General features: G+C 49.5%; 23 protein-coding genes and 1 tRNA gene. 15 read left to right on the top strand and 9 right to left on the bottom strand.

Translation table 11 applies throughout. The features are described 5' to 3' along the window. Positions 1-115: 115 nt before the first annotated feature. Positions 116-1,192: an imelysin family protein gene (locus ABEB26_RS24455; protein ID WP_345724712.1), complete on the bottom strand. Its 1,077-nt coding sequence runs from the start codon at positions 1,190-1,192 to the stop codon at positions 116-118. Between the two features lie 500 nt (positions 1,193-1,692). Here ABEB26_RS24455 and ABEB26_RS24450 point away from each other — a divergent pair, with 500 nt between their 5' ends. From ABEB26_RS24450 to ABEB26_RS24385, 14 genes are all read left to right on the top strand, one after another. Beyond that, complete coding sequence (locus ABEB26_RS24450) at positions 1,693-2,991, top strand: hemolysin family protein (RefSeq protein WP_345724711.1); 1,299 nt, start codon at positions 1,693-1,695, stop codon at positions 2,989-2,991. Positions 2,992-3,072: 81 nt separating this feature from the next. Beyond that, complete coding sequence (locus ABEB26_RS24445) at positions 3,073-3,663, top strand: GNAT family N-acetyltransferase (RefSeq protein ID WP_345724710.1); 591 nt, start codon at positions 3,073-3,075, stop codon at positions 3,661-3,663. Between the two features lie 82 nt (positions 3,664-3,745). Then, on the top strand, positions 3,746-3,976 hold the full coding sequence (locus ABEB26_RS24440; protein ID WP_345724709.1) for a hypothetical protein: 231 nt from the start codon (positions 3,746-3,748) through the stop codon (positions 3,974-3,976). Between the two features lie 175 nt (positions 3,977-4,151). Then, entirely contained in the window at positions 4,152-5,486 is a 1,335-nt protein-coding gene (gene nusA / locus ABEB26_RS24435) for a transcription termination factor NusA (RefSeq protein WP_012188032.1), read from the top strand. A 3-nt stretch (positions 5,487-5,489) separates the two neighbouring features. Beyond that, entirely contained in the window at positions 5,490-5,813 is a 324-nt protein-coding gene (gene rnpM, locus ABEB26_RS24430; protein WP_012188033.1) for an RNase P modulator RnpM, read from the top strand. A gap of 81 nt (positions 5,814-5,894) precedes the next feature. Next, positions 5,895-8,144 (top strand): translation initiation factor IF-2, encoded by a 2,250-nt coding sequence (infB, locus tag ABEB26_RS24425; protein ID WP_486348330.1) that lies wholly within the window; start codon positions 5,895-5,897, stop codon positions 8,142-8,144. A gap of 98 nt (positions 8,145-8,242) precedes the next feature. Further along, complete coding sequence (gene rbfA, locus ABEB26_RS24420) at positions 8,243-8,623, top strand: 30S ribosome-binding factor RbfA (RefSeq protein WP_012188036.1); 381 nt, start codon at positions 8,243-8,245, stop codon at positions 8,621-8,623. 10 nt (positions 8,624-8,633) lie between these two features. After that, the gene (locus ABEB26_RS24415; RefSeq protein ID WP_345724708.1) at positions 8,634-9,626 is read left to right on the top strand and encodes a DHH family phosphoesterase; all 993 of its coding nucleotides are present in this window, start codon (positions 8,634-8,636) and stop codon (positions 9,624-9,626) included. A 24-nt stretch (positions 9,627-9,650) separates the two neighbouring features. Continuing rightward, positions 9,651-10,550 carry a tRNA pseudouridine(55) synthase TruB gene (truB, locus tag ABEB26_RS24410; protein WP_345724707.1) on the top strand — a complete coding sequence of 300 codons (900 nt, stop codon included), beginning with the start codon at positions 9,651-9,653 and terminating at the stop codon, positions 10,548-10,550. A 327-nt stretch (positions 10,551-10,877) separates the two neighbouring features. After that, on the top strand, positions 10,878-12,359 hold the full coding sequence (locus ABEB26_RS24405; RefSeq protein WP_345724706.1) for a menaquinone biosynthesis decarboxylase: 1,482 nt from the start codon (positions 10,878-10,880) through the stop codon (positions 12,357-12,359). Positions 12,360-12,530: 171 nt separating this feature from the next. After that, positions 12,531-13,343, top strand: a complete 813-nt coding sequence (locus tag ABEB26_RS24400; protein ID WP_345724705.1) for a hypothetical protein — start codon at positions 12,531-12,533, stop codon at positions 13,341-13,343. A gap of 120 nt (positions 13,344-13,463) precedes the next feature. Continuing rightward, entirely contained in the window at positions 13,464-14,651 is a 1,188-nt protein-coding gene (locus ABEB26_RS24395) for an acetyl-CoA C-acetyltransferase (RefSeq protein ID WP_345724704.1), read from the top strand. Positions 14,652-14,704: 53 nt separating this feature from the next. Continuing rightward, positions 14,705-14,905, top strand: coding sequence for a hypothetical protein (locus ABEB26_RS24390; RefSeq protein ID WP_345724703.1), 201 nt, complete (start codon positions 14,705-14,707; stop codon positions 14,903-14,905). A gap of 116 nt (positions 14,906-15,021) precedes the next feature. Continuing rightward, positions 15,022-15,096, top strand: a tRNA-Lys gene (locus ABEB26_RS24385). Between the two features lie 47 nt (positions 15,097-15,143). Here the strand turns inward: ABEB26_RS24385 and ABEB26_RS24380 are convergent. Continuing rightward, positions 15,144-15,638, bottom strand: a complete 495-nt coding sequence (locus tag ABEB26_RS24380; RefSeq protein WP_345724702.1) for a DinB family protein — start codon at positions 15,636-15,638, stop codon at positions 15,144-15,146. Positions 15,639-15,743: 105 nt separating this feature from the next. Then, positions 15,744-16,517, bottom strand: coding sequence for an ArsR/SmtB family transcription factor (locus ABEB26_RS24375; protein WP_345724701.1), 774 nt, complete (start codon positions 16,515-16,517; stop codon positions 15,744-15,746). Positions 16,518-16,670: 153 nt separating this feature from the next. On the opposite strand from ABEB26_RS24375, the gene ABEB26_RS24370 reads away from it, so the two are divergent. Continuing rightward, positions 16,671-17,228, top strand: coding sequence for a pyridoxamine 5'-phosphate oxidase family protein (locus ABEB26_RS24370; RefSeq protein ID WP_345724700.1), 558 nt, complete (start codon positions 16,671-16,673; stop codon positions 17,226-17,228). A 55-nt stretch (positions 17,229-17,283) separates the two neighbouring features. Here the strand turns inward: ABEB26_RS24370 and cmr6 are convergent, their stop codons facing one another. From cmr6 to cas10, 6 genes are read right to left on the bottom strand one after another with little or no spacing between them, the layout of a single operon-like run. Then, on the bottom strand, positions 17,284-18,267 hold the full coding sequence (gene cmr6, locus ABEB26_RS24365; protein ID WP_345724699.1) for a type III-B CRISPR module RAMP protein Cmr6: 984 nt from the start codon (positions 18,265-18,267) through the stop codon (positions 17,284-17,286). Next, positions 18,267-18,671: a type III-B CRISPR module-associated protein Cmr5 gene (locus ABEB26_RS24360; protein WP_345724698.1), complete on the bottom strand. Its 405-nt coding sequence runs from the start codon at positions 18,669-18,671 to the stop codon at positions 18,267-18,269. Before ABEB26_RS24360 ends, cmr6 begins: the two co-directional genes overlap by 1 nt. Further along, positions 18,671-19,507 carry a type III-B CRISPR module RAMP protein Cmr4 gene (cmr4, locus tag ABEB26_RS24355; RefSeq protein WP_345724697.1) on the bottom strand — a complete coding sequence of 279 codons (837 nt, stop codon included), beginning with the start codon at positions 19,505-19,507 and terminating at the stop codon, positions 18,671-18,673. Before cmr4 ends, ABEB26_RS24360 begins: the two co-directional genes overlap by 1 nt. Then, complete coding sequence (gene cmr1, locus ABEB26_RS24350; RefSeq protein ID WP_345724696.1) at positions 19,507-20,853, bottom strand: type III-B CRISPR module RAMP protein Cmr1; 1,347 nt, start codon at positions 20,851-20,853, stop codon at positions 19,507-19,509. The genes cmr4 and cmr1 overlap by 1 nt, the downstream gene beginning before the upstream one ends. Continuing rightward, positions 20,853-22,079 carry a type III-B CRISPR module-associated protein Cmr3 gene (locus tag ABEB26_RS24345; protein WP_345724695.1) on the bottom strand — a complete coding sequence of 409 codons (1,227 nt, stop codon included), beginning with the start codon at positions 22,077-22,079 and terminating at the stop codon, positions 20,853-20,855. Before ABEB26_RS24345 ends, cmr1 begins: the two co-directional genes overlap by 1 nt. Next, positions 22,079-24,019: a type III-B CRISPR-associated protein Cas10/Cmr2 gene (cas10, locus tag ABEB26_RS24340; protein ID WP_345724694.1), complete on the bottom strand. Its 1,941-nt coding sequence runs from the start codon at positions 24,017-24,019 to the stop codon at positions 22,079-22,081. The genes ABEB26_RS24345 and cas10 overlap by 1 nt, the downstream gene beginning before the upstream one ends. Between the last annotated feature and the right edge of the window lie 92 nt (positions 24,020-24,111).

Raw genomic sequence — 24,111 nt, 5'->3', positions numbered from 1 at the left:
TTGCAACTTCTTGCTCATTGCTAGCCTAGATATAACTGTGGTGTAGCCAGCATATCTATTTTACGAGGATTTGTTAATCCGTTCGCGAACCTATTTCATGTTTAGAATAATCAGATTATTCGCTGATTTTAACATTCAAGCGAGCAGCAATTTGGCTAACTTGACCCGTAATTGCATCAGCACGGTTTTGAGCTTCAGCACCAAGCAAATCGGCTTCCTCGCCTGTAAAGCGTTGACCATTTTGCTCTTTTTTATAGACATCGGCCACAAAATCACGCAACGCTTGCAAATTAGTTTTGATTTGGCGATCTTGGTCGGCATCGAGGGCGGCAACTTTGGGGCTAAGGCTATCATACACCACTTGCAAACTGCCCAAAATATCGCCAATATCGGCCAAGCGTGAGATTGCCACAAAATCGCGTTGGGTGCTGCTATCGCCAGCAACAAAGCGCGAGTTCTTCCACGAATCGAAATATTCGTTCATGGTTGGCACCATCACCACCAAAGCGCTAAATGCATCGGTGTCGGTTGGTTCCCAGGCCTTGGCAGCAGTATCAAGCTCGGTTGCGGTGGTTTTGAGCTTTTGGGCGGCGGCCAACAGCACATTGGCTTCGGGCAAGGCTTCGCCAAATTCTAGCGTGCCATTGCCATTGATATCAGCTTCAACATCGGTAACGCGGAAGGCATCGTAAGTGCCCCAGAGCGTGCTTTCGGTTACGCCAAACAAATTACCAGGCTTGGCAATTGTGCGGCCATCAGCCAACGTCAAATCATAATTAACCACGCTATCGCCGCCTTCTTGTGCTGAAGCACCAGCGTCAAGCGTCACATCAAAATCGGCCAAATTGCTGACGCCTGCAACGATCCCTTCCATTTGTTCGTAGGTAGGGCTGGATTTCAACCAAGCGGCTTTGGCATCGTTTAATGCAGTGCCAACTTCAGCTTGTTTGCCACTCCAGAGGGTTGCATAATCAAAATTGGCAGCTTTGGCCAAATCATAATAGCGCTGACTAGCGGTTTCCAAAGCGGTGGTGCTGGTGATCAAATCGCCAGTTTTGCCCAAGAGATAGGTCTTGATTGCCCCAAGGTCGCCAGCAGCAGGTGCTTGGGTTGGTTGAGTGGTAGGAGCAGTTTCAGCGCCACAGCCAGCGAGAACTGCCACAAGGGTTAATGCACAAAGCCAACGATACATGAGCCAGAAACCTCCAAATGCCAAAGCATGTAATTAAATCGGTTAATACTGAAAAAACAGTTTTTATTGTGATTGGCAGAGTATACGTCGCGCTAATGTATCTGTCAAACGAGAATGATTCTTAGATTTAGCTAGTTAAACGAGGGGAAACATGTGTTAAGGTGAAGGCCAGACAATGGTACAATTTGTGATAATACAGCGCTGTTGAAAATAGGATGTATGTGTCATAGATGCCTTCACCCCTCGCCCGCCGACCAAGCGAGGGAGAACCATACATTTGATAAATGTGGTTCGGCCCCTAATTGTGCTTAAGGGGGTGCAGGGGGCTTTAATCCCCCTGCGTCTCCCGCCTTGAGGCGGGACGGAAGGGTGGTGATCAACCAAGGTAGTATTAACAAGCTATCCTTGATTAAGGATGAGACAACCCACTGCATTGCTAACTTAATCAACTATTACCCAAACGCTGTAACTATTTTATTTTATGAGAAAGGAACAATTGAATGCTAAGTGACATAGCCAGCGAGCTAGGAATTGTCTTGGTATTGCTGGTTGCCAACGGGGTTTTTGCTGCATCGGAGCTAGCCATGGTTTCGGCGCGGCGTTCTCGCTTAGAACAACAAGCCGCCGATGGCGATCTTCGGGCAAAGAAAGCCCTGCAACTCGCCGACCAACCTGATCGTTTATTAGCCACGGTTCAAGTTGGCATCACATTAATTGGTACGTTTGCAGCAGCTTTTGGGGGCGCTAACATTAGCAAGCCCTTTGCCGAATACCTTAAAACGGTTCCTGCGCTCGCTCCCTATGCCGATTCAATTGCATTTACGGTGGTTGTGCTGCTCATCACCTATCTTTCGTTGATTATTGGTGAGCTTGTGCCCAAACGCTTAGCATTGCTCCATGCCGATGCGATTGCCCGTAATTTAGCACCGCTGCTGGCTTGGCTTTCGTGGTTAACCCGCCCAATTGTCTGGGTGCTGACCACTTCATCAACCGTGATTCTGACGATCATTGGCCAGAACAAAAAACCAGATTCCAGTGTGACTGAAGATGATATTTTGTATATGACCCGCGAAGGTCGGGCTGGCGGCACAGTCGCCCTACACGAAGAGGCCTTGATCTCGCGCGTGTTTGATTTTTCGGATCGTACAGCACGCATGTTGATGACTCCACGGCCCGATGTAGTGGCGGTGAGCGCCAACACGCCTTTGGCCGAAATTACGCGGATTGCGGTTGAACATGGCTATTCGCGCATGCCAGTTTATGAGGGCGATTCGCTTGATCGAGCGATTGGGACGATCTATATTAAGGATGTGTTGCCTTCAATGCTCGGCAACGATCAACGTCAATTGCGCGAACTAGTGCGCCCGCCAACCTATGTGCTGGAGCACGAACCAGTTTCCAAGATGTTGACCCTGTTTCGGCGAACTGGCTCGCATATGGCTTTGGTTGTTGATGAATATGGCCAAATTTCGGGGATTTTGACCCTCGAAGATGTGCTCGAAGAATTGGTTGGCGATATTCGCGATGAATATGATTCCAACGAAGAACAAACCATGGTCAAACGTGATGATGGCTCATGGCTAATCGACGGCTCGGAATCATACGAAGTGATTGCAACCCGCTTGAATATTCCAATTAACGACGCGAATGACTTTGTGACGATTGCTGGCTATGTGTTGAACGAGCTACATCGTTTGCCCAACGTTGGCGATCATGTAACTTGGGATGAATACGATGTTGAAGTGATCGATATGGATGGTCGGCGCATTGATAAAGTGTTGATCAAAAAACGCGCCTAAACTGCTAAATCGACAATCGAGCAATGACGAAGCTCCTTGGAGTTTCGTCATTGTTGTTAATCGGCCTAGATTTGAGGTGCTATGCTTGATTTAGCGCGTGCTTTAGCCCAATTCCCGTTGTTGGAAACTGAGCGTTTGGTGTTACGCCAGCCCGTACTAACCGATCGTGATGCAGTTTTTGCGATTATGGCAGATCCGCAGGTGCTGCGCTATTTTGGCCAATTGCCAATGGAAGCGCCGGAGCAAGCCGAACGCCGTTTGCGCAACATGAGCCAATCATTTGAACAAAAAATTGGTGTCCGTTGGGCGATAACCTTGCGTGAAACTGGCGAATGGCTTGGCTCAGCTGGTTTTTGGCGTTTTATGAGCGAGCATGCCCGGGCCGAAATTGGCTACGAATTGGCCGCCGCTTGGTGGGGCAAAGGCATTATGGTCGAGGCGTTGCAAGTTATGCTTCAATTCGGCTTTGAAACGCTCAAATTGCATAGCATTGAAGCTCAGATTCATCCACTTAATCATGGTTCGCGGCGGGTGCTCGAAAAACTTGGCTTTCACCAAGAAGGGCTGCTACGCGAAAACTATTTTGATCTGGTTGAGCAACGTTTTACCGATACAGCTGTGTTTGGTTTGTTGGGGGCTGATTGGCACTTACAGCATGGTGTGAAAGATTAAGCGTAGTTAAACCAAAGCTTTGACTTTTTATCTCCGCTACGGTAGCATAACCTGCGATTGAAACCCATGGAGGTTCTTACAGATGCGCAAACAAATTTTGGCTAGTCTCTTAGTTTTGGCAATCTTAGCTGGTTGTTCAACTACGGGTTCGGCCCCGACCACCGCGCCAGTGGTCAGCCAACCAACCAGCGCCGCTCCGGCGGCAACTCCTGCGGCCTACCCAACCCCAGTCGAGGGTAATGTGGTCGGCGAACCGACCTTGGAGCCAGCCCAGTACCCAGCGCCACAAGCCTATCCGGCTCCAACTCCCTAGGTTGCACGGGCTTGGTGGTAGTGATATACTGTAACCAGAATGAAGTACACAGACCGAAACGTGGGTGTCCCCCACGTTTCTTCTTGTCAGCAATGTTAACCAACGCAGGGTGGCTCGATCAAAGCAGGTATTATGCTGATGCCTGACCCACTGCACCCCCTAAGCGAGGCTAGATATGAAAAGTGATTTTTACGCAGCTATTTCACAGATTGCCGCTGAACGTGGCATTCCCCGCGAGTCGGTGCAGGATGTTGTCGAACAAGCCTTAATTTCTGCCTATCGGCGTTATTTGGGCAGTAATCCACCACCAGTTGACGTTAAGATTGAATTAGAGCCAAATACTGGACGGATTCGGGTTTACGCTGAAAAGCAAGTCGTCGATGAAGTGATGGATGATCGCTTCGAAATCGACATTGAAGATGCCCGTAACGTTCGCGCCGATGTTGAAATTGGCGAAACGGTTTACGTTGAAAGCACTCCCGACGATTTTGGACGGATTGCCGCCCAAACCGCCAAACAGGTAGTGTTGCAACGGATCAAAGAAGTTGAACGCGACCATATCTATGGCGAATACTTTGATCGTGAAGGCGAAATCGTGACTGCCACAGTGCAGCGCACCGCCAAAGGCAACGTGATTTTAGAAGTTGGGCGAGCTGAAGCGATTTTGCCCCAAAAAGAGCAAATTAGCCACGACAATTATCGCCATGGTCAGCGCCTCAAAGTCTATTTGATGGAAGCTCGCCGTGATGATCCACGTGGCCCACGCTTGGTAGCTTCGCGCACCCACAAAGATTTGATCAAACGCTTGTTTGAAATGGAAGTGCCCGAAATCTACAACGGCACAGTTGAAATTAAATCGATCGCCCGTGAGCCAGGTTTACGCTCGAAAGTCGCCGTGCATGCCCGCCAAGAAGGCATCGATCCGGTTGGCTCGTGCGTGGGCATGCGCGGGATTCGGATTCAAAATATTGTGAATGAACTAAACGGCGAGAAAATCGACGTGGTGCAATGGGGCGCTGATATGCGGGTATTTATTGCCAACGCTCTCAGCCCAGCCCAAGTCGTCGAAGTTCATCTTGATGAAGGCGAAAAAACGGCCACGGTGGTCGTGCCAGATAAACAATTGTCGTTGGCAATTGGCAAGGAGGGCCAAAACGTTCGTTTGGCAGCCAAACTGGTTGGCTGGCGCATCGACATCAAGAGCGCATCTTCACTCTTAGAGGAAGAACGTGCTGCTGCTGAAGCGCGTGAGGCTGCCGCGTCGGAACAAATGCTGCAAGAAGCAGCGCTTTCAACTGCCAAAGTCGAAACGCGCAAGGTGCGGGTCGATTCCTTGGTCACCTATCAAGGCCGACAATATGGCCCCTTGCCAGTTGAACTGATTGGCGAAGAAGTCGCGTTGCGAGCCGCCGCCCAAAAACTCAATATTTATTTCAATGACAAGCTGATTGCTAGCTATATCATCGATGATGAGGCTGGTGACAGCGACGAGACGGATACCGAGGCATAGCCTATGGCTGCTCAAAAGCAGTCGCCGCGCCCACGCCATGTGCCACAGCGCATGTGTGTTGCTTGTCGGCGTACCGAGAGTAAACGTCAGTTGGTACGTCTTGTGCGCTTGGCCGACCAAAGTGTTGTGGTCGATCCAAGCGGCAAGCAAGCGGGCCGTGGTGCATATCTCTGTGCTGAACGCCCATGTTGGACGAATGCGCTGAAACGCGGGGCTTTAGAACGAGCCTTGCGCGTTGAATTGAGCGCGATTGATCAGCAGGCACTCCAAACGATTGCTGATCAATTTCCCGATGCTGAACCAGCGGTGGAGGCTGCGATGAACTAAGCCGCATCACTGCCTTCGCCTCTGGCTTCGGCTTCCCAAACCTCAACACCCACTTGGTGTTGGGTATTAGGAGGACCATAGATGCCAGTTTCTCAAAAAAATACTCGCGATGGCGTAAGTGATCGCGCAAACAATCGCAAATCTGGCCGTGAAGGCTTCTCCGCTAGTAGCGGCGGCAGCGGTGGTAACCGTGGCGGCGGCGGTGGCGGTGGTGGCAACCGTGGCGGTGGTGGCGGTGGCGGTGGTAACCGCAATCGACCGCAATCGCCTGGTGGTGCTCGCCCTGCCCGTAGCGGCGAAGACGACCGTAACCGATCTGGTGGCGGTGGTGGTGGTGGTGGCGGTGGCAACCGCAATAATAACCAAAGCCGTGGTGGCGGTGGCCCAGGTGGTAACCGTGGTGGCGGCGGTGGTGGCGGTGGCGTTCCACCGCGTGGCAGCGGTGGTGTTCCACCGCGTGGCAGCGGTGGCCGTGGCCAAAACAACAATCAGCAAGGCGGTCGTGGCCGGGGCACGCCGATTATGGCTCGCCCAGTTGCCCCTGCTCGCCCACGTGGCCCAGTTGAGCTTGGGCCGGTGATGACGGTGCGTGAGTTATCCGAAGCACTGAGCGTTGGCGCAGCCGACATTATTAAAGAAATGCTCAAGCAAGGCATTTTGGCGAATATTAATCAGCAGCTTGATTATGAAACTGCCGCTGTAATTGCCGCCGAGTTTGATATCGAAACCAGCGAGCATGTGCCTGAACGGATGGCTGGCTTGGTTGATGATATTGGCGATGCGCTGCGAGCTGAAACTGCCGAAAATCTCAAAACCCGCCCACCAGTCGTCACGATCATGGGTCACGTTGACCACGGTAAGACCAAATTGCTCGATGCTGTGCGCTCAACCCGCGTGGCTGAAGGCGAAGCTGGCGGGATTACCCAGCACATCGGTGCCTATCAGGTTGAAATCCATGGCCGCAAAATTTCGTTCTTGGATACCCCTGGTCACGAAGCGTTTACCGCAATGCGGGCGCGAGGAGCCACGGTTACCGATATTGTTATTTTGGTGGTAGCTGCCGACGACGGTGTGATGCCGCAAACGGCTGAGGCGATTGCCCACGTCAAAGCGGCTGGTGTGCCAATGATCGTCGCCATCAACAAAATCGATGTGCCTGGAGCCAACCCCGACCGCGTGCGCCAACAACTTGCTGGCGAAGGTGTAACTACCGAATCGTGGGGCGGCGATGTGCCCGATGTCGAAATTTCGGCCAAGCACAAGAAAAATATCGATGGGTTGCTGGATATGGTGTTGTTGGTGGCCGATTTGCAAGAATTGAAGGCCAACCCCGATAAACCAGCGATCGGTACAATCGTTGAAGCTGAGCTTGACAAGGGTCGTGGTCCTGTCGCAACCGTGCTGATTCAAAACGGCACGTTGCGCCAAGATGATATTGTGGTGGTCGGCGCAACTCACGGCAAGATTCGCGCAATGTTTACCGACATTGGCCGCCGGATTCGTACCGCTGAGCCAGCCACGCCAGTCTCGATCATCGGGCTTTCGGAAGTGCCACAAGCTGGCGATATTTTGCAAGTGCTTGATGACCCACGGATTGCCCGTGAAGTCGCGACAGTACGCCAACGCCAACGCCAGATGGAGCATATGGCTAATCAGCTTGGCAAAGCTACCACGCTTGATGAAGTTTACAAACAAATTCAAGCGGGCAAAATCAAAGATCTCAATATTATTCTCAAAGCCGACGTGCAAGGCTCAATTGGCGCAATTGAACACTCATTGGCGCAGTTGAACGAGAAACAAAGCGAGATTCAAATCAAGATTTTGCACCGTGGTACGGGCACAATCAGCGAATCAGACGTGAGCTTGGCGGTGGCTTCGCATGCAATTATCATTGGCTTTAATGCACGGCCCGATGCTGCTGCACGCCGCAGCGCTGAAGCCAACGGGATTGATATTCGCTTCTACAACATCATTTACCAATTGATCGAAGACCTCAACAAGGCCATGATCGGGATGCTCGATCCTGAGATCAAGGAAGTAACCGATGGCTTTGCCGAAGTGCGCAATACCTTCCGCTTGCCCTCACGCGAAGTTGTGGCTGGCTTGATGATGATCGACGGTAAAGTTACCCGTAACTCATTGGTACGGGTCTTGCGCTCAGGGGTCGTGTTGCACGATGGTCGGATTGGCTCGCTACGCCGTTTCAAAGACGATGTGCGCGAAGTGCTTTCAGGCTATGAATGTGGGATTCAGATCGATGGCTTCAACGACATCGAAACTGGCGATACCATGGAATTCTATCGCAAGGAAAAGATTATTCGCACCTCGTAAGCTGAAATAAACCTTAGCGTGGAGACAAATAGATCTGTTGGCGACAGCAGATGTGTTTGTCTCCATTCTGCATTATCACTACCGTGGGAGTGACTGTTATGGCAAAAAACAAACGAGTTGAACAAGTTGCCGAAGAAATCAAAACGATTTTGAGCAACGCGATTCAATTTGAAATTCAAGATCCACGCTTGGGGTTTGTAACCCTCACCAGCGTCAATGTTAGCCCAGATTTGTATCATGCCAATATTAATGTGAGCGTGATGGGCGATGATACCGCCCGTAAAGATTCGCTGGCAACGCTTGATCGAGCCAAGGGCTTTTTACGGCGTGAGCTTGGCCAACAGATGAAACTGCGGGCCGTGCCTGAGTTACATTTCCATCTTGACGTGACGATTGATACCCGTCAATATATGGACACGCTGTTTAACCAAGTCGATGAGGAACGGCGGGTTAATCCACCCAAACTAGACGACGAATAAGGATACCACGATGCTGTATACCACTATTCAACAAGCGGCTCCAGCCTTGCGTGAAGCCATGACCGCCGCACGCCACATTTTGGTTACCTCGCATATCAATCCTGATGGCGATGCAGTTGGTTCGAGCATCGGGCTAACCCGCATCCTACGGGCGATGGGCTGTCGGGTAACCATGGTTTTGCCAACCGATCTGCCAAGTTTGGCGGTGGTGTTGCCCGATGCTCCCGAAGTTGGGGTCTATAACCAGGGCGCAAGCTTGCCCGACGATGTTGATTTAGTGGTGTTAGTCGATACTGGCAGCATCTCGCGAATTGAACCGATTTTTAGTGCTGAACGCGCCTATTTGACTCAGCGTCCGCTATTGGTAATCGACCACCATGCCACCAACAGCGGTGAGGGCTTTTTAAATTTAGTCATGACCGAGGCAGCGGCAACCTGCGAAATCTTGGGGTTGCTGGCCCATGCTTGGAATCAAGCGATTGATGCTGAAACCGCCACAGCCTTGTTGATGGGCTTGGTGACTGATACCCAAAGTTTCCAGACCGCCCACACTAGCCCGCGCACCTTGCGGGTGGCCGCCGATTTGTTGGCAGTTGGTGGGCGCTTAAATGATGTGATGCGTTCGATGATGTATGGCAAGCCGTTTGCCCATGCCAAAGCTTTGGGCTTAGCGATAGAGCGCATGCACGATGAAGGCGATATCATCTGGACTGAATTTACCCAAGCCATGCAACAAGGTACCGGGGCTGATGATGAGGCAGGCGATGAAATTACCGCCTATCTCAGCCGCGTAGCCACCGCCAAAGCTTATGTGCTGTTTAAAGAGCGACGTGATGGCACGGTCAAAATCAGTTTGCGCTCGAAGCCAGGCATAGATGTTGGCAGCGTGGCCCATGCGCTGGGCGGTGGCGGCCATCGCGAGGCGGCTGGCGCAACCTTGCAAATGGGTTTGACCGAAGCTCGCGATTTGGTATTAAATGAATTACGAGCGGCCTTAGCCTAAATTAATAGAAAGGTTGATGGCTCGTTGATCAACGGGCCATTGTTGTATATGGTGCATGGATTTTTAAACATCGATAAACCTCAAGGTATAACCTCGACCGATGTGGTGCGGGTGGTCAAACGTAATGCTCGTCAGAAACGGGTTGGTCATGGCGGCACGCTTGATCCCATGGCAACAGGCGTACTGCCGATCGCCTTGGGTAACGCCACGCGCTTGCTAGAATATCTGCTTGAGGAAGAGCGTAAAGCCTATACTGCAACCCTGCGGCTTGGCATTACCACCGATAGCGACGATGCTGAGGGCGCGGTGATCGCCGAAGCACCCATTCCCACGCTTGATCCAGCTTTGATTGAAAGCGTACTTAGCCAATTTCGCGGCGCGATCGAGCAAGTGCCACCCCAATATGCGGCAATTCGGGTTGATGGCAAGCGCATGTATGAATATGCCCGCGAAGGCAAGCATATTGAATTACCAGCCCGCCCAATCACCATTGAGCAACTTGATCTCTTGGCATGGGATGCCCAACAATTAACAATTGCTGTCGATTGCAGCAAAGGCACGTATATTCGAGCGATTGCCCGTGATATTGGAGCATTGCTTGGTTGTGGTGCGCATTTAACTGCCTTACGCCGTACCCGCGCTGGAGCCTTTGATTTGAGCAACAGCATTAGCTTGGCCAAACTTGATCAACAGCCTGAGGCTTTTGCCGCAGCTTTATTGCCACCACAGGCAGCGCTTGCCAACTGGCCATTAATTAATTTGGCTGATGCGGCTGTGGCGGATGTGCGCATGGGCCGAGTCGTGCAGGTTGATAGCCAGGTTGAACGGGTTGGATTGCTCGATCAAGCAGGCCAATTAGTAGCGATTGCCGTATTGCGCGAAACCGGCTATCAGCCAATCAAGGTTTTCGCCGTAGAGGAATAAAGGATGAGACTATGGGCTTTTGGCGATAGGGGTTTATGGTTTAGCTTCCGGTTGCCAATAGCCTCATATGCTCTGTGCCTCTGCGCTAAAATCTAAACTCTGATGAGCTAATCTCTGACCCCTAGCTCCTCATCACTCTGCGCCTCTGCGTTAAAATCTAAAACTCTGCTGGCTAGCCTCTTTCCTACATCATCTACTCAGTCAGCTTACCGAATATCACCACACCGCTATCAGAAGCTAGCGTGTTCATCCAGCGCGGCAAAGCTTGCGTAAATCGTGATACAATGCACAAAGATTTGTGAGCAGCATCTGCAATGGAGCGTTATTGTGGCAGCAAAAATACCAACGACGTTCAGCGATTTACGCGAATGGATCGCGTTTTTGGAAAAGCGCGGCGAATTGAAACGGATCAAAACGCCAGTTTCGGCTGATCTTGAAATCACTGAAATTACCGACCGTGTTTCTAAAATGAAGCAAGGTCAAGGCAATGTCGCTTTATTATTTGAAAATGTAATTGGCTCAGACATACCAGTTTTGATCAATGGAGTTGGCACTGAGCAGCGCATGGCTTGGGCCTTGGGCTTAGAAAAGCTTGACGATCTGCGGGCCCGTTTGGCTAGCGTGGTCAAGCCTGAAGTTCCCGAAGGCGTTTTCGATAAGCTTAAAAAAGTCAGCGAGCTTTCGGAACTTGTGCGCTATCGGCCTAAAACGGTTGCCAGCGCTCCCTGTCAAGATATTGTTTGGACTGGCGACCAAATTGATTTGAATAAATTGCCAATTTTGAAATGCTGGCCTGATGATGGTGGCCGCTACGTCACCCTGACCACGGTGATTTCACGCGATCCCTACAAAGGTATTCGCAATGTAGGCATGTATCGAGTGCAGGTTTACGATGAAAAAACCGTTGGCATGCACTGGCAAATTCACAAAGGTGGCACTGAACATCAACGCGAGGCGCTGCGCAAAGGCGGGGTAAAACTGCCGGTTGCCGTGGCGATTGGCGGCGATTATGCCACGATCTACTCTGGCTCGGCTCCGTTGCCACCAGGCATCGACGAAATTATGTTGGCTGGTTGGTTACGGCGCGAACGGGTTGAGATGGTCAAATGTAAAACGATCGATCTGGAAGTGCCCGCCAATGCCGAAATTATTCTCGAAGGTTATGTTGACCCCAGCGAAAGTCGGCTTGAAGGACCATTCGGCGATCATACTGGCTACTATTCGCTGGCCGATCAATATCCTGTGATGCACTTGACCGCAATTACCATGCGCAAGGATGCAATTTATCCCACGACAATTGTGGGCTATCCACCGCAAGAAGATTATTGGCTGGGCAAAGCGACCGAGCGCTTGTTCTTGCCATTGATGCAGTTGGTCGTGCCTGAGGTGATCGATGTCAATATGCCTGCCGAAGGTACATTCCATAATCTGTTGGTAGTCAGCATCAAGAAAAAATACCCTGGCCAAGTACGTAAAGTAATGTATGGCTTGTGGGGCTTGATGCTCATGTCGCTGACCAAATTTATTATTGTGGTCGATGAAGATATTGATGTGCAGGATATGAACCAAGTGCTGTTCCATGTCACATCGAACGTTGATCCGCAGCGTGATACGGTGATTGTGGAAGGGCCACTTGATGCCCTCGATCACTCGGCTGATCACTTTGCTTACGGCCACAAAATGGGGATTGATGCCACCCGCAAGCGCCAAGATATTGATCGGTTCCCCCGCGAATGGCCTCAGGACATTCGCATGACCCAATCGATTGTGGATCGAGTGACCAAACGCTGGCGTGAATATGGCTTCTAGTTAATCGATTGAATTGATCGAACAGCGCTGACCAATTTTGGTTGGCGCTGTTTTTTTATTGGCTGCGACAAGCTTTTAGCTCAAAAATTGTCGCATGGCTGTCGCATGGCCTTCGCTAAGGTATAGCTGTGTCAATCGAGCGCGACACACTAGACAATGGTGGAGGCCAGAATGAACTCGCATAAACAATATTTGACGCTTGTCGCAACCGTCGCAATTGCCCAAGATTGGAATTTAACCCCAAAACAACACAATCACTTAGCAAAATTACTTGCCCACTATAGTCAACATGCTACAAACGCTACATTAACTGATATAACGATTAATCTTTGGCATGATTATGCGACAGTTCAAGCGGCGCTTGATCCACTGCATCCTGAGCATGAAGCGGTCTGCCACCAAGTGTATCAGTATATTATGCACTGTTTAAAGCAACGCCATGTGCTCGGTGTTGATGATCTTTACCTTGATGATCGCTCACCAGATGTCTGCGCCTATGCTGATGTGATCCAAAATCTTGACCAATTTCGCTTTGAAGCGCGACTAAGCACCTATATTTATCAGATAACGCGGCGAGCCGTGTTGCAGTGGCGACGGGCTACCAATGCCTTGAAACGTGGTGGAATGGGATTTAATCAGCAGCATGCTGATATGCCGAATCTATCAACCCAGCAAGTTTATTATTTAAGCCAAAGCCAATTTCAGCAAGATAGCTTAGTCGCGCCTGATCCAGCGGTTGATGATCTGGTGATGTTACGTCAACTGAAACGCGAAATTTTCAAGGTTGTCGTGGCAATGGATGATGACCCGCTGTATGCGGTTGCCCAGCGTTTATGGAATGAACTCTTGTTTGAGCAAACCAATATTTCGGCCTTGGCCCAAGCTGAGGGCTTAACCGTCAACGAATTGTTTAACTTACGGGCACGCTTGGGGCGGCGCTGCCGTGGCGTGGTTGAACGTTGGCGCGAAGGCTTTAGCGAGTGAAATTTAACCTAGATCGCTCCTACACTTTATGGTAAGATAGTGAACAATTATTGAATAGACAAGCCAGTGGCAACGGCGCTGCTGGCTTTTAGCTAGTTCAAAATCAAGGAGTATGGCCCCATGAGCAACGAGCGCGAACCGGTGTTGTTGAGTGCTGCCCGCACGCCAATTGGCAAATTTGGCGGAAGCCTCGCTGATTTAACTGCGCCTCAACTCGGTGCGATCGCAATTAAGGCCGCGTTGGAGCGAGCTGGAATCAACGGCGATGTTGTTGATGAAGTGATTATGGGTAATGTGGTTGGGGCGGGCCTGGGTCAAGCACCTGCGCGACAAGCGGCTTTGGGTGCTGGTGTGCCCGATGGCGTGAGCGCCCTGACCATTAATAAAGTCTGTGGTTCAGGCTTGAAGGCCGTGATGTTGGCAGCCAGCATGATCAAAGCTGGCGATGCTGATGTGATTGTGGCTGGTGGCATGGAAAACATGTCGCGAGCGCCCTACCTCTTGCCTCAAGCCCGCTTTGGCTATCGCCTTGGCAACGGCGAAATTCAAGATGCGGTCGTCCATGATGGCTTGTGGTGTGCAGTTGAGCATCATCACATGGGCAATTCAGCCGAGTGGGTGGCCGCTGCTTGCAATGTTAGCCGCGAAATGCAAGATGAATTTGCTTACAATTCACATCGCAAAGCAGCAGCTGCGATTGCCCGTGGCGCGTTCAAAAACGAAATTGTGCCAGTTGAACTCAAAAGCCGCAAAGGCGCAACCATTTTTGATACTGATGAGCCAGTTCGCGCCGATAGCACGGTTGAAGCCTTGGCCAAACTAAAACCCGCCTTCAAAGCTGATGGCTCAGTTACCGCTGGCAACGCGCCTGGCATTACTGATGGAGCTTCGGCCTTGGTGGTGGCAAGCATGGCCAAAGCCCAACAACTGGGAGCCAAACCACTAGCACGAATCACTGGCTATGCCCAAGCTGGTGTGAAACCACTTGAAATCTTTACCGCCCCAGCCTTTGCCGTGCGCCGGTTGCTTGAAGTAACCAATACCAGCTTGGCCGATTATGATTTGTATGAATTCAATGAAGCCTTTGCAGCCCAAGCTCTTGCCAACGGCCACGACCTCAAGATCGATTGGGATCGCTTGAATGTCAATGGTGGGGCGGTTGCTTTGGGTCACCCGATTGGAGCAAGCGGTGCACGTGTCTTGACGACGCTGGTGTATGCCTTGCAAGAACGTGGTGGCAAGCGTGGCCTCGCGACCCTCTGTTTAGGTGGTGGCGAAGCCGTTGCCTTGGCGATTGAGTTGATTTAAGCCAGAGTGGAGAAGGTGATGACGGCAGCAAACAACCAACATAAGGAGGAACAATGGGTACTGTTGAGTTGATCTCTACTTTGGATGAAGGCGTTCGTGAAGGTCGAATTGCGCCCTACTTGGCTGATTTTATTGCAGCGCAAGCCCTGAATGTCTCAGCCGACGAAGTTGGCTTTAGCGAATGGGGCAGCCCTGACCGCGACGTGCTATCCCGCGATGGAGCAACCACCGAAGCCCTTTCCCGTCATCAATAAAAAACAAAGAGCGGCGCGGCCAAATTGGCCGCGCCGCTCAGGTTGTATTAGATTAAAAAGTTTGTGAACCTTATCATTTGCAATTTTATTAAGAGTGTGCTATACTCCCACGCGTTGGGCCGGTAGCTCAGTGGTAGAGCATCGGACTTTTAATCCGCTGGTCGTGGGTTCGATCCCCACCCGGCTCACCAACTAGAGTTGTTGCTGAAAAGCGACAACTCTTTTTTTGTACTCGAAATTAGGCTTTGCTGACCTGCATACCAAGAAACATGTGTAAGTGGGCGGCATGCTCTTGAACATGGCGCAAATTGTAGAGCAACAACTCACCAAATGGCACTTGGCCCCAAGCAAAGCTACAGTTGCGCAAGGCTTGTTCGGCTGAGAGATTGTTGATCGTGGTTTGGCAGGCTTGGCGACAATGAGCCAAATATGCAAGTAACTCAGCGCGAGTATAGGTGCGCGGAAGGTTTTCGTTGGCCTGCATTTCTACCAAATCAAATGGTGCTGGTGGCATAAAGCCTTCTTCAGCTCCAGTCAGATAGAGATCAAGCCAAAAGAGCGTGTGATAGGCCAGATACCAAAAGCGCGAAAAGCCCGCCGCGACCCATTGCTCTGGCTCGTCTGGCCATAATTGGCTTTCCCACAGGTGATCGGGGCAAGTGCTAATCGCCTGGTCAAGGTTGGTGATCGTCGTGTCGAACTGTCGCCAGAGCATCGCTTGGTTAATAATCATTCAACAAAGCTCCTGATTGCTAAAACGCCAGCAACGACTCGCTAAAAGTGGACCGCTGAAGCGTGAAACATGAATTATCAAGCGTGCTATGGCCTATACGCCTGCTTAATATTCTTCGGGCAAGGCTTCACCTGTTTCGAGTAAGGTTTTCAAGTTGCTCAGAATCCATGTCCAGCCACCGCTGTTTAGCCCTTGGTAGGTAGCGGTTTCGCCTTGGAAATCTTCGTGCACAACCGTAACTTTGGTGATGCCGCCTGGCAGTGCTTCTAGCTCCCACGTTACTTTGGTTGGCGCATCTTCGTTCATCGGTGGCCAGAGCGAATGGTAGGTATGCACTAAGCGATTGGGAGCATCGACTTCAACCACTTGGCCTTCAACAATCGCTGCTCCATTGCTACGCTGGTAGTTGAAGGCTGAACCAACCGCTAAATTGGTGTCAACTGCGCAGCCATAGTAGTAGCGCGTGGTAAATTCCGGCTTGGTGATTGCCTCCCAGACTTGTTGCTGTGAGGCTCGGATAATGGTTTGATAGACCAACTTCGGCTTTGCTGCTGTGGTCATGCTACTTCCTCCTTCTAGCGCCATTTTGAGATCAACTAAGGCCATCACTCGCGCTGCGGCATATTTGCTGATCCAACGGTCGGAAATAAGTTGAATTGGGACTGGATTGAGATAGTGCAAGCGTTCGCGGCCAACTTTACGGGTGACAATTAGGCTAGCTTCTTCAAGCACCCGTAAATGTTTCATTACCCCAAAACGGGTCATCGGTAGTGCCGCTTCTAACTCCTTGAGCGTGCGGCCATCGCGCTCAAATAGCAGATCAAGCAACTGCCGCCGTGATGGGTCGGCCAAAGCACGAAAGATAAGTTCTTGTTCCATAGCTCTATTATATGTGACTAAATGGTCACATGTCAAGAGTTTTTGAAACATTTGTTTGTAAATGCTCAATTTGCTGCTTGCGAAGAGGGAATAATTTGCAGATCGCGCTACAATTGAAGCGCTAGCAGGATTGATTGCTTGATGGAGAATTCAATGGCTAAATTACACCCTGAGCTAACCGCTGAATTACAGGCATTTATCGCCCAACAACCACTATTTTTTGTGGCGAGTGCCCCCTTGGCTGCCGATGGTCATGTCAATCTATCGCCCAAAGGCTTGGATTGCCTACGCATTCACTCGCCCAAGCAGGTTGCTTACTTAGATTTAACTGGCAGTGGCAATGAAACCTCAGCCCATATTTTAGAAAATGGCCGAATTACTTTGATGTTTTGTGCCTTTGTGGGAGCACCACGGATTTTGCGTTTGTATGGGCGTGGGCGGGTAATTGTGCCGACGATGGCCGAATGGGAAGCCGAGCTAGCGCAGTTTCCGCACTATCCAGGCATCCGCCAAATTGTGCTGGCTGATATTGAGCGGGTGCAAACATCATGTGGTTTTGGCGTGCCCTTGATGGAGTTGGTTGGGCAGCGCGATACTGCCTTACGTTGGGCTGAGGCCAAGGGCGAACAAGGCTTAGCAAATTATCGCGCCGAGAAAAATCTCGTGAGTATTGATGGCTTGCCAACTCATTTGGCGGCTGAGGGTGATTGATGAAGAATCAATGGAGAGCCACATACCAAGTGCATGTGGCTCGATTAGTTTATAGCTAGGAATTCTGCTCAATAAATGTGATTAATTCGGTAAACCTTGGCTTGGTTAGTAAATCTTTCGCACGGGGATGATTGCGAACTTTTTCAAGAATGAAAGTAGCAGCTTTAACTTGTAATTTTGAGTCTTGTAAAGCTTTACAGCGGTCAATAAAACGACCAATTTGATTATTATATTGATGCTGTGGCAAGCGCTCAAGATCGTTTTTGAATTGCTCAAGCGGATCTGGTGGCAGTGGGGCCAACTTCAAACGGCCATAGCCACTAGAGGTTTTAGCCCCCACGCCATATTCAAGTAAGGCTTTTTCCAGAATTGCAAAAGCTGCCGTGACCCACGCTTTTTCGCCACCGATGGCAAATAAATAGCTACCCGTTGCACTCAGAAAGGCCACCGGATTGGGCGAATCGAAGTCGGTGGGCGCTTGTAAATTGCCCTGCTGATAGCTCATATGATGCGGAGTCATCACATCGATTGCCAATGGTTGGCTACTATTGGGAATATGCAAGGCATCAAAGAAGGTCAGATAGCCAGCACTTTCAGGATGCCCGAACATCGTTTGGTAGGCATTCAACGGCTTTTCAGCTTGGGTCTCTGAACCCTTAGCCCATTCATCGCCAAGCTGCTGCCGCGCATAGGCCGCAACCAAGCCTTTGATCGCGCTGCCTGGAATGTAGGGGACACCATACGTATGCTGCAAGCAAATTGACGTTTCGATTGGACTCGTGTTGCCCAAGCCCACAATCATGCGTCCTTGCACCGTGGCTTCGCGACACATAATATCATCCTGATCAAGACTAGCTTTCCAGCGCTCGTAAACCCGGTTATAAAGCTCTGGAACTTTCAACCCGGCTACCTCCTCGACCAAACTGGCTTTAGCTTTGGTCTGATCATCAGCGCCAGCTTTAGGTAAAAATCGATCAAGCCACAAGCCTGCATGAGTTGTAGCGCTTGACTTGATTTGGGATAGTGCGTCTCGTCGCATTATTCTCCCTCATTCGCTAAATCTGTTACATCACTGGCCTCAAGCTCAAGGATCGATTGGGCAAAGCGTTTGAACCAAACCAACACTGCCAAGGTTTGCCGCGTCAAGCGCATATATTCGGTGATTTGGGCGGTTCGACTCTTATCAAGTAATTCTTGCGTATTCTTAAATTCTAAAATCTCAGCCAAATCTTGTAAAAACTGTTTTTGTTCAGCTTTTTTGCGGGTGCTGGCAAAATGCAGCGCTTGGACGAGGCCTGCGCTATGAATCATAATTGGTAAGCTAAATGCTAAATTCCCATAGCGTGTGCGTTCCTCTTTTGTTTTCTCACCGTAAACATTGGCTTTTTCGTAAACCTTGGTTGCATAGCGTTGCTCGAGGGTTTGGCGTTCTAGGTTTGACATTAATGATCTCCTCGCACTACCGTAAGTTGACACAACCCTCGACCAACCGTTGCATTGCCGCCAAATTGAATGAGTTTTTGTTTAGCGACTTGATCAAGTGCATCTCCAACCTCTGCTGCATTGTTATTGCCCTTTTGATCATTGATCGCCACAATTCCAGCTAAGATTGTTTCAGCAGGCAAGGCTTCTTCATACCAAAGGCCGCCCTTTCTCACGACTTTTGTATCATCTTCCAATCGGATGCGGGCGGTAATTTCGGTTGCGGTGGTCACCAAGAAGTTAAAAATCTCATCAGGCACAATACATAGTCGTTCTTTAAGAATTGTTTGCCAATCGGGCTTATCGGGAAACAGTTGGCTAGCCAGCCAGCCAGCCCAAGCATCAGCATCTGGGCCTGCCTCAAGGTCAAGATCTTCAAGGTAGACTTTTTGTTGATAGCTTAATACACTATTTTGGCTAATTAAGGCTAACTCACTGTGCTTAATTTCTGGTGGCCGAAGCTTGCTGGTTTGGGCCTCACGCACAAATCGGCTGAGCACATAGGGCGAGGTTACCCAAGCAAACGTGCCATACAAACTGCGAATTGGCAAGAGCAGCAAGCGTTGATCGGCAAAAATCGCATCGCCAGCCTGTTGTTCAGATCCAAAAATCCTATCTTTCTGATCAGGTTCGGCATTAAAAACATCACGAATCACCCCTTTGACCGATGATCCAGGAATATAGGGTAGATTGGTGGCTTTTTCGCGGGCAATCGGTAAGTCAATCACATCGACGCTTTGGCCCGTGCCAGCATGAATTGGCGAAAGTGCATGCACAAAAATGAGATGAGTTTGCATTATTCTTCCTCTATCGTTGCAAGAAAGCTAGTAATAACACCGGAAGTTGTAAGGATGGGATGGCGATGATTATCAACAATTGTCCTAGCCTGATTCTCCGATACTTCGATGGTTACTGCGGCAGCAGTGATCCGGCGATTTTTGATAATTGGCTGCCGACCATTAAGCGTGCTGCCTTCAAGTACTGCGATTAATCCAAAAAGTTGACCATTTGAAGCGACGGGCTTGAGCAGCATTGGGCTAGCAAAACGATCACCCTTCTGTTGTTTCAAGTCTGAACTGGCTTGGAGTCGCAGTTCTGAATCAACCGGATCATCGCTATCTTTGAAATGGAACATAATTGGTAAGCCAAATTCGCCGCGTGGGAAGGCATCAAGCTCGCTAACTGGCCGTTCATGCATGCGTGAGCGTTGGCGAGTGAGTCGTCGCAGCGCATCTGGCTCTGGCCAACGGCTGCGACCTGGGCGGTTTGGCTGATCGCTCTCGTTGCGCTGTTGGCGAAATTCTTTATAGCGTTTGAGCAAATCAGCCCAAATCTTCAAAGGATCTTGCGTGAGGTTAAGTAAGCGTAATTGCATCTTGGCAGAAAGATGGGGAACATCATTTGGCCAATAGCTGCGGTTGCCAATAATCTCCTTGATCTGTCGTTCTAATTGAGCTTTATTAGTAAAGGCATAGTGATCAACTTGGCTATCAATTCGTTGCAAAACCCCAAAGCCCCGCCGCGTGCGTGCCCCAATGCCACCAAAGGTTTGCCAAGCCCACAGGACTTTCTCCAATTCTCCACGCTGGTCTGCATAGTTCAAGCGAATAGTTAGTGTAAATTCAATATTTATCAAGGGATCATGCGCGTCTTTTAATGGAAATGCGGCATAGCTGTAGGGAGAATCGATATCATAAATAGGAATCAAGCCTTTCTTATGATGTGGATACTGAATTGTTTTCCCTTTGTTGGTCACATTAACTTCAATTTGGATTGCTGACGCACCTTTGCCAATTACTTTTTTTGGCTCACTTGAATCTTCGCTATAGTAAGCAGCTTGGCCGAAAATTGCTGATTCACGCTCAAACATCTGTTCAAGGAGCCAACGTTGTTGCGCAGTTTCATCTGGCAATGTATCAGTGTCAAGATTTGCGCTGCCACCAAAACAAGCTCGCCACCAAAAGCGCAATTGGCCGCGAATACTAGTTGGCCGAATCAGAAAACTAAGGTCATTTTGATTCGTTCTGACCCCGCCACCCATCAAGGGCGTAATTACACGGTAGCTGCGGATGATCGTCACACTTTTATTTTTATCTGGAATTTCAATCTTGGGTGGTTCAGCTGAAGGTTTACGCTTAAACATCACGCTAGCTCCTGTAAATAGCCATCATTCCATGTGCCCAACACCGCTAAGCCAAAGCCATCTTTCGCAGCTTGGTCAGCGATATGGCCCTCTTTAGGTTTTTTATCGCAACTACTAATGTTGTGAAACCAGATTTGGTGCGCCCATTGCTCAATCTCAGCCTCACTGCCAGCCAATTCAACGAATAGCACAGTTCCAGCGGCAGCGAGGCGGCGGGTCTCTCTGGGTGTTTGGGCTTGCAAATCCCAGCCTGAAACATATTCGGGCCGAGGATTGACCACGGCTTTAATGGTGGCTGTGATCGGCAATTCAAAGGTTGGTAATTTGTTTGGATAAAAGCCTGCATCCCAAATGGCTGGGGTTAAGAGCACAATCCGACAGTGTTTAGCTTGCTTAATATCATTTAAAATCGCTGGATGGATGTTTGTAAAGTTGGGCGAAACAGGGATCGCTGATTGCCGCCAATTGATCAAGCGCCGTTCAGCGCCTAAACTTGCCACTGCCGAATCGATTGGGGTTTCGCTCCAAAGGCCTAAACTATAGCTAGCCGCCAAGGTATGAAAATTTAAGCCTTGAGTTTGGAATAATTGGCCGTCCTCGGCAACTTGGGTGCTGGCTGTAATTCCCACATGCGTCCGTGTATCGCGCTCTAAATCAAGCATCTGGCCATCGGCTACTTGCTGTTCAAGGCTGAATTCATGGATGTGTGGATTGATCAACCACGGCAAAAACAGCCCATCCCAGTTCCAAAAGCGTGGCAGGTTTGCGGGTGCTTTACCTTTGGTCAACTGTTGACTGCCAACCAAGGCAAACCTTGGTTGATTGGGATGTTTAGGATCGGGCTGATTAAGATCGGTCTGTTCGCTTGGAAAATAGGCAGGATCAAGTGGCTGCAAGCGATAGCATGTGACATTTGAACCATCTTGGCGAATCAAGGCATCGGCGGGGATTGCAACAAATGGAATCAGCAAATCAAGCGATTCTTTGAGCAGAATTGGACCATGCACCTGCATATTTAACAGCGTTTTATGCTGCTCTGGGGTTAATTTTTGAGCAAAATCGTAGTTTGCCTTTACGCCCGCGCGGGCGCGAAAACCGCCAGCAGTGACCGAAGGCGGCGGAAAACTCAGGCTTTTGGCGCGAGCACCTGGCTGGTTTTCAAATGGGCGACCATCAGCAACCACCAAGGAATTGAACGGCTGGATCAGCCAGAGATCACGTGGCATTATTGGGTTACTCCTTGGCTCTGAGCCTTTTCAAATAAAGCTTGAACCATAGCTAACTCCCGCGCTACCAGATTCATGGCGATAAAATCGCGTAGATATTGGTCTGGTTTGGCAGAATTTGAGGCATGACTCGCACAATAGCCAATAATACTTTGGAGCAGATTAATCATCTCAGCGGCCAAAAAGCTAGCTTTGCCAGCATGCTGCGTTTGTTTACGTTTTAATATGCGCTGCCATTCATGTTCGATAATCTTGAGCGTTTGTTGAAGTTCCGCTGGCTCGTTGATCAACCCAAAGTCAAAGCGTTTGAGCAATTCATCAAACTCAAAAATAAAGCCATCGGGAATTGTTTGTTGGCAATGCAGCTTAACTAAATCATTTAAATGGTGATAAAATGTTGTATTCCACTGACCAACAATTGTTTTATCGGAGCCATTACGTTTGCTGAGAATAATTGCCAAGGCATTACGCGGCTTTTTGGCTAACTTCTCGGCCTTGCGAGCTAATTGAATAGAATCTTGCAAGGCTTCAAGATGATGCACAATTGCCACACCAACCGAGAGGGTTGGCGTGCTAACACCCTGTTGCTCTGCTAGTGTTTGCATATATTCGACAAAGAGATCGCTAATTTCCTTGGTTGCGCGTAAAACTGTATGCAATGGCAAGAGCGCTAACACATCATCGCCACCAGCATAAATAACTGCTGCTTGATATTTTTCCTCTAAAATCTGAGCTGCTGCTTGGGCAAAATCTGTAACAGCTTTGGATAAATTACGATGGGTTTGTACATCAGTAATTGAATCGATTAAATCGCCCATTTTATCGCCATCGGCAGCAATAATCGCATAATAAGGAATAGGAGTCTTTGCACCTAAGAAATGCCGCAGAGCCTTCCGAGCATCTATAAGATTTGAATCATATTTGGACTTTTGTTCTGAAGTAGATTCTTTATTTGGGATCGGAATATCATCGCCTAAACGTGATTCATAGATTAATGAGCCATCATACGTTCCGAAAAATAATTGTTGATTACGAAATCGCAGTGGGAGCTGCTCAAATTCGGTAAATCGTGGATCAAGCTCTTCTAATGTGTCGATATACTCTGCCCATTTTTGGGTAATTTTTGTAGAATCTGAATCCTGCATGCTTTGGGCAAATGCCAGCGCAGCCATATGCGAAGTGCTTGGAAAGCCATTAAGCCCTTCGGGATAGGATGGGTCAATATTATGAGGGTTTAATTTGCGTTTAAGCAAATCAACGGCTGAGAGATTCTCACCTGATTTATCGCCGCTGGTTACCATCGTGTGCCAGCCATCAAGCGATGATTTATTTGAACGTTTTGTCGATCTGCGTACTGCTGGTGGTAACTTAGCCTCACGCTCAGGGCGTGGAAGCGACTGATCCCACCTAATCGAACCAAAACTACGAGTATTTTTACGCGCTGTATATAATTGGTAGAGTTTTTTGCGTTGTTGCGCATAGTGTTGATCATCAGGAAGATCGACGTGTGCATACTGAAACTCAAATAAATCAAACAACTGTAAATCAATTTGCTCACGTTGGTCCACATCAGGGTAATTTTTGTAGATTCTATCGGGATCTTTTTGCAGTAAATCATCAAGTTTATTAACGAATAGCTTAATTTCTTGCTTAAAAGCCCCATAAGCTTGGGTAATTGCCGCTCGGGCATCGGGCACGATCACCAAAATTTGGTTGCTATAACTGATTCGTTCGCGCGTTGGATCAATCCTTTCGAGTTCAGGTGAGGGCAAGCTTTCGCCAGTTGGAAAGATCAAGCCTTCGCGTGGCAGGGTTTGGGCGACCTTTTTAGAAAGATGACTGAGCACCCACGAACCAAACCAGACATCGCGGGTGCGCCGAGCCTGCTCAATAAATTCCTGAACTGGCCCTAGGGCGATCAACAACAACGATCGATTCATTGCAACACTCCTCTAGGCAAACGGGGAACTCTGCGCTATTATAGCAATGCAACCCCATGCTAGGCAAGAGCAGTTTTTAGATGTTTGGATAT

The sequence above is a fragment of the Herpetosiphon gulosus genome (genome assembly GCF_039545135.1).
In the GTDB taxonomy this organism is placed as follows: domain Bacteria; phylum Chloroflexota; class Chloroflexia; order Chloroflexales; family Herpetosiphonaceae; genus Herpetosiphon; species Herpetosiphon gulosus.
The sequence above is the reverse complement of the archived record's forward strand: the minus strand, read 5'-3'. Positions and strand labels throughout refer to the sequence as shown.

Bases quoted from the DNA above. Each gene is read 5' to 3' on its own strand.
- ABEB26_RS24455 (WP_345724712.1), bottom strand. From the start codon at position 1,192: ATGTATCGTTGGCTTTGTGCATTAACCCTTGTGGCAGTTCTCGCTGGC.
- ABEB26_RS24450 (WP_345724711.1), top strand. From the start codon at position 1,693: ATGCTAAGTGACATAGCCAGCGAGCTAGGAATTGTCTTGGTATTGCTG.
- ABEB26_RS24445 (WP_345724710.1), top strand. From the start codon at position 3,073: ATGCTTGATTTAGCGCGTGCTTTAGCCCAATTCCCGTTGTTGGAAACT.
- ABEB26_RS24440 (WP_345724709.1), top strand. From the start codon at position 3,746: ATGCGCAAACAAATTTTGGCTAGTCTCTTAGTTTTGGCAATCTTAGCT.
- nusA (WP_012188032.1), top strand. From the start codon at position 4,152: ATGAAAAGTGATTTTTACGCAGCTATTTCACAGATTGCCGCTGAACGT.
- rnpM (WP_012188033.1), top strand. From the start codon at position 5,490: ATGGCTGCTCAAAAGCAGTCGCCGCGCCCACGCCATGTGCCACAGCGC.
- infB (WP_486348330.1), top strand. From the start codon at position 5,895: ATGCCAGTTTCTCAAAAAAATACTCGCGATGGCGTAAGTGATCGCGCA.
- rbfA (WP_012188036.1), top strand. From the start codon at position 8,243: ATGGCAAAAAACAAACGAGTTGAACAAGTTGCCGAAGAAATCAAAACG.
- ABEB26_RS24415 (WP_345724708.1), top strand. From the start codon at position 8,634: ATGCTGTATACCACTATTCAACAAGCGGCTCCAGCCTTGCGTGAAGCC.
- ABEB26_RS24400 (WP_345724705.1), top strand. From the start codon at position 12,531: ATGAACTCGCATAAACAATATTTGACGCTTGTCGCAACCGTCGCAATT.
- ABEB26_RS24395 (WP_345724704.1), top strand. From the start codon at position 13,464: ATGAGCAACGAGCGCGAACCGGTGTTGTTGAGTGCTGCCCGCACGCCA.
- ABEB26_RS24390 (WP_345724703.1), top strand. From the start codon at position 14,705: ATGGGTACTGTTGAGTTGATCTCTACTTTGGATGAAGGCGTTCGTGAA.
- ABEB26_RS24380 (WP_345724702.1), bottom strand. From the start codon at position 15,638: ATGATTATTAACCAAGCGATGCTCTGGCGACAGTTCGACACGACGATC.
- ABEB26_RS24375 (WP_345724701.1), bottom strand. From the start codon at position 16,517: ATGGAACAAGAACTTATCTTTCGTGCTTTGGCCGACCCATCACGGCGG.
- ABEB26_RS24370 (WP_345724700.1), top strand. From the start codon at position 16,671: ATGGCTAAATTACACCCTGAGCTAACCGCTGAATTACAGGCATTTATC.
- cmr6 (WP_345724699.1), bottom strand. From the start codon at position 18,267: ATGCGACGAGACGCACTATCCCAAATCAAGTCAAGCGCTACAACTCAT.
- ABEB26_RS24360 (WP_345724698.1), bottom strand. From the start codon at position 18,671: ATGTCAAACCTAGAACGCCAAACCCTCGAGCAACGCTATGCAACCAAG.
- cmr4 (WP_345724697.1), bottom strand. From the start codon at position 19,507: ATGCAAACTCATCTCATTTTTGTGCATGCACTTTCGCCAATTCATGCT.
- cmr1 (WP_345724696.1), bottom strand. From the start codon at position 20,853: ATGTTTAAGCGTAAACCTTCAGCTGAACCACCCAAGATTGAAATTCCA.
- ABEB26_RS24345 (WP_345724695.1), bottom strand. From the start codon at position 22,079: ATGCCACGTGATCTCTGGCTGATCCAGCCGTTCAATTCCTTGGTGGTT.
- cas10 (WP_345724694.1), bottom strand. From the start codon at position 24,019: ATGAATCGATCGTTGTTGTTGATCGCCCTAGGGCCAGTTCAGGAATTT.